Here is a 3,510-nt window from a genome sequence, read left to right as displayed (position 1 = left end):
CCAGTCCGCAAGCTGTGCCTGCGCCCGCGCGTTCTCGCGCGACAGCGCCTCCAGCCAACCCGGCGCCGCAGCGCTGTGGTGGGGCGGGCGCAGGGCCTCTGCAGACACTTCGCACAGCCGCCCTCGCCCAGGGCCGTGCCCGACAGCTCCGCGGGCGCCGCGAACAGCGCCGTCGTGCCCAGGGCATGGCCGCAGCCCGCCAGGCCCACGGGCCGGTCGATGCCCTCGGCGCCCCGGCGGTGTAGCAGCACCGTACCGACCTTGAGGATCTGCAGCACCGGCGCGGACTGGCCTTGGCGCGCCAGCGTTTCGGCCTTGCGAAAGCGCCGCTCCACCACGCGGCCCGCCATCTGCACCTCGCGCGGGGCCCGGCCGAGCAGGCAGTGCGAGCGGCCGGCGCAGGTGTGGCACGGAGGCAGGGGCGCGCCCTCTTCGGTCGGCGTGGTGCCGTGGGGCCGGGTGCGCAGACTCAGCACGAAAACGGCCTCCAGGGCATGATTTCTCCCGGCATATCGCTATAAAAATAATAGCAATTGCTTGCGATGGTGACGGACGGAGCGGGCCGGCTGCTCAGGCGTAGGCCAGTTCGCCGTGGCGGCTTTCGATGCGCTGGCCGGCCGACAGCGACATCAGCAAAAGCGCGATGGTCTCGTGCAGGATGACCGTCTGCTGGTTGCCCGTGTCCACCATGTGCCGGCGCAGCGCGTCACGCACCGCCGGCTGGCCCGTCACATCGATCACGATGTCCGCGGCGCTGCCGTGCGCCGCCAGCAATCCCATGAAATCGGAGGTCACGGGCACGCCGTGGCTGCGCGCCAACTCAATGCTGGGCAGGGAGAGGTTCAGGTCCGCCACCCCGAGCACGGAGACGAACGGCGCTGCCAGCAATTGCTGCAACAGCGGGGTGCCGGTGTGGCCGGCACCGATGACGAGGATGCGAAAGGGCTGCATGGCGTGCCTTGGAAATCACGAAGGCGCCAGTCTGCCGGCCACGGGCTCCGCGGGGCATGATCTGCATCAACATCGGTGGAGGCGCAGCGCACCCCACCGGGGCAGGGCGTCAGTCGGCCCGGATGCCCTGCGTGCGGATCACGCGGGCCATGAGCGCGGTGTCCGCCTGGATGCGGTTCGCCAGCCCCTGCGGCGAGGTCCCGGCCACCTGCCAGCCTTGCTGGAACAGCTTGGCCCGCACGTCGGGGCTGCGGGCGATGTCGGTGATCAGCGCCGACAGCCGCGCCTGCACCGCAGCGGGCATGGTGGCCGGTGCGGCGAATGCGTTCCAGATCTCCAGGTTCAGGTCCGGCACGCCGGCCTCCGCCAGGCTGGGCACGCCGGGCACGAGCGTGCTGCGACCGGCCGAGGTGACGCCGATGAGGCGCAGCTTGCCCGTGCGTTCCTGCGACAGGGCGAGCGCAGGCGGCAGCAGCGCCATCTGCAGCTGTCCGCCCAGCATGCCCGTGGCCACCTGCGGGTAGCCGGGGTAGGGCACATGCACTGGCGCGATGCCGGCGCGGGCCTTGAGCAGTTCCGTACCCAGGTGGCCCACCGTTCCCACGCCTGGCGTGCCGTAGCTCCAGCGGCTGCCGGCCTGCCGCGCCGCTGAGAGAAACGCGCGCGCATCGGCATGGGCCGGCACGTCCGGCTGCGAGGCTGGGGCGGTCAGCACCAGCGGCGAAGTGCCCACCAGGCTCAGCGGCGCGAGGTCCTTCTGCGGGTCGTAGGGCACGGCCGGGTTGAGCAGCTTGGCGATGGTCAGGTTGCCGTTGATGAACAGGCCGATGGTGTGGCCATCGGTCGCCTTGGCCACCGCATCGGCGCCGATGTTGCCGCCCGCGCCCACCTTGTTTTCCACGATCACCGGATGGCCCAACGCCTGCGCCAGCGGCTCGGAGAACGTGCGCGCCGTCAGGTCCGGCGACGATCCCGGCGGAAAGCCCACGATGATGCGCAGCGGCTTGCTCGGCCACCCCGGCGTCTCCAGTGCGCCGGGTGCCGATTGGGCCGTGGCCGTGCCCAGAGTGCCAGCGAGCGAAAGGGCCACCATCAGCGTGCGGCGTCGAACGGCAGGAAAAGTCATGGGGGTCGTGTCCTTGGAGATCGGGGGCACCGGCAGCCGGCGCACCCATGAAAAAAGCGCGCAATCCGCAGGGGATTGCGCGCTCGGGATTATCGCCATGCCGGCCGCCTGCGAAGGCGGGTGGCCAGCCGGTCAAGCGTACTCGACCAGGGCCTTTTTCATCTTCTTCATCGCGGCCACTTCAATCTGGCGGATGCGTTCGGCGCTCACGCCGTACACGGCGGCCAGCTCGTGCAGCGTCATGCCGCCGGAGCCATCGTCGTTCACCTTGAGCCAGCGCTCTTCCACGATGCGGCGGCTGCGATCGTCCAGGCCCGAGAGGGCAGCGGCGATGCCGTCGGTGGCCAGGGCATCGCGCTGGCGCGATTCGATCATGGCGGTGGGCTCGTGGGCACCATCGGCCAGGTAGGCGATGGGGCCGTAGGCCTGTTCGCCGTCATCGGAGTGCGAGGGGTCCAGCATCACGTCGCCGCCCGACAGGCGGGTTTCCATCTCGATGACCTCTTCGCGCTTGACGTTCAAGTGCTGCGCCACTGCATCGATTTCGCGCTCGGAGAGCGTGTCGCGGTGGGTGGCTGCATCGGCGGCGGCCGCATCGGCCTTGAAGCCCTGCTTCATCGAGCGCAGGTTGAAGAACAGCTTGCGCTGCGACTTCGTCGTGGCCACTTTGACCATGCGCCAGTTCTTCAGGATGTACTCGTGAATCTCGGCCTTGATCCAGTGCATGGCGTAGCTCACCAGGCGCACGTTCTGATCGGGGTCGAAACGCTTGACGGCCTTCATCAGGCCCACATTGCCTTCCTGGATCAGGTCGCCGTGGGGCAGGCCGTAGCCGAGGTACTGGCGGGCGATGGAGACCACCAGACGCAGGTGCGACATCACCATGCGGCCGGCGGCATCCACGTCGTTGTTGTCCTTGAGCTGGCGCGCGTACGTGCGCTCCTCTTCCGCCGTGAGCAGCGGAAGGCGGTTCACCGCCGAGATGTAGGCGTCCAGATTGCCCAAGGGGGGGATGAGCGCCCAAGGATTGGCGGGAGCCAGAGCGGTGGCTGCGGTTCCAGATTGAAGCGTCATTCCAGAGATCCTTTCTTCCATGACATTCATGTTAGCACTCCATATGAGGGAGTGCTAAGGGACTAGTTCCCGCACCGGCGTAGGACGTGGGAGATGCGTTATTGTCGGAAAAAAGGGCGTCGGCGCAGCAATTCAAAGGGTATGGCGCTATTGAATTAGTAGCGAAAAAATCCAAAAACTTCGTTTTGTGAACAATCAATTCACCGGATGGCACCAATCCGTCCCGGTCGCCCTGCCCCCGGCACACGTGGCAAGGGGCTTCGGACTCCGTTCGCCGGTCGGTCAAGTCAGCAAAGCTTGCGCGAATTCCTTGGCGTTGAAGGTTTCCAGGTCTTCCAGCTTCTCGCCCACGCCGATGA

At 67.6% G+C, this 3,510-nt stretch carries 3 protein-coding genes and 1 pseudogene; all 4 read right to left on the bottom strand.

The window, feature by feature from the left end:
• Nucleotides 1-476, bottom strand: a pseudogene (locus AC27KI_RS20895) (hypothetical protein); the annotation flags it as partial.
• A gap of 94 nt (nucleotides 477-570) precedes the next feature.
• On the bottom strand, nucleotides 571-951 hold the full coding sequence (locus AC27KI_RS20890; protein WP_284405410.1) for an oxidoreductase: 381 nt from the start codon (nucleotides 949-951) through the stop codon (nucleotides 571-573).
• Between the two features lie 109 nt (nucleotides 952-1,060).
• On the bottom strand, nucleotides 1,061-2,077 hold the full coding sequence (locus tag AC27KI_RS20885; RefSeq protein ID WP_487090477.1) for a Bug family tripartite tricarboxylate transporter substrate binding protein: 1,017 nt from the start codon (nucleotides 2,075-2,077) through the stop codon (nucleotides 1,061-1,063).
• A gap of 132 nt (nucleotides 2,078-2,209) precedes the next feature.
• The gene (gene rpoH / locus AC27KI_RS20880; protein WP_487115621.1) at nucleotides 2,210-3,151 is read right to left on the bottom strand and encodes an RNA polymerase sigma factor RpoH; all 942 of its coding nucleotides are present in this window, start codon (nucleotides 3,149-3,151) and stop codon (nucleotides 2,210-2,212) included.
• Nucleotides 3,152-3,510: the final 359 nt, after the last annotated feature.

Source organism: Acidovorax sp. KPB24-03 (genome assembly GCF_057546605.1).
Note: the sequence above shows the minus strand (reverse complement) of the source record. Positions and strands in the feature narration are given on the sequence as shown.

Coding starts and splice junctions, on each gene's coding strand:
- AC27KI_RS20885 (WP_487090477.1), bottom strand. CDS start 2,077: ATGACTTTTCCTGCCGTTCGACGCCGCACGCTGATGGTGGCCCTTTCG.
- AC27KI_RS20890 (WP_284405410.1), bottom strand. CDS start 951: ATGCAGCCCTTTCGCATCCTCGTCATCGGTGCCGGCCACACCGGCACC.
- rpoH (WP_487115621.1), bottom strand. CDS start 3,151: ATGACGCTTCAATCTGGAACCGCAGCCACCGCTCTGGCTCCCGCCAAT.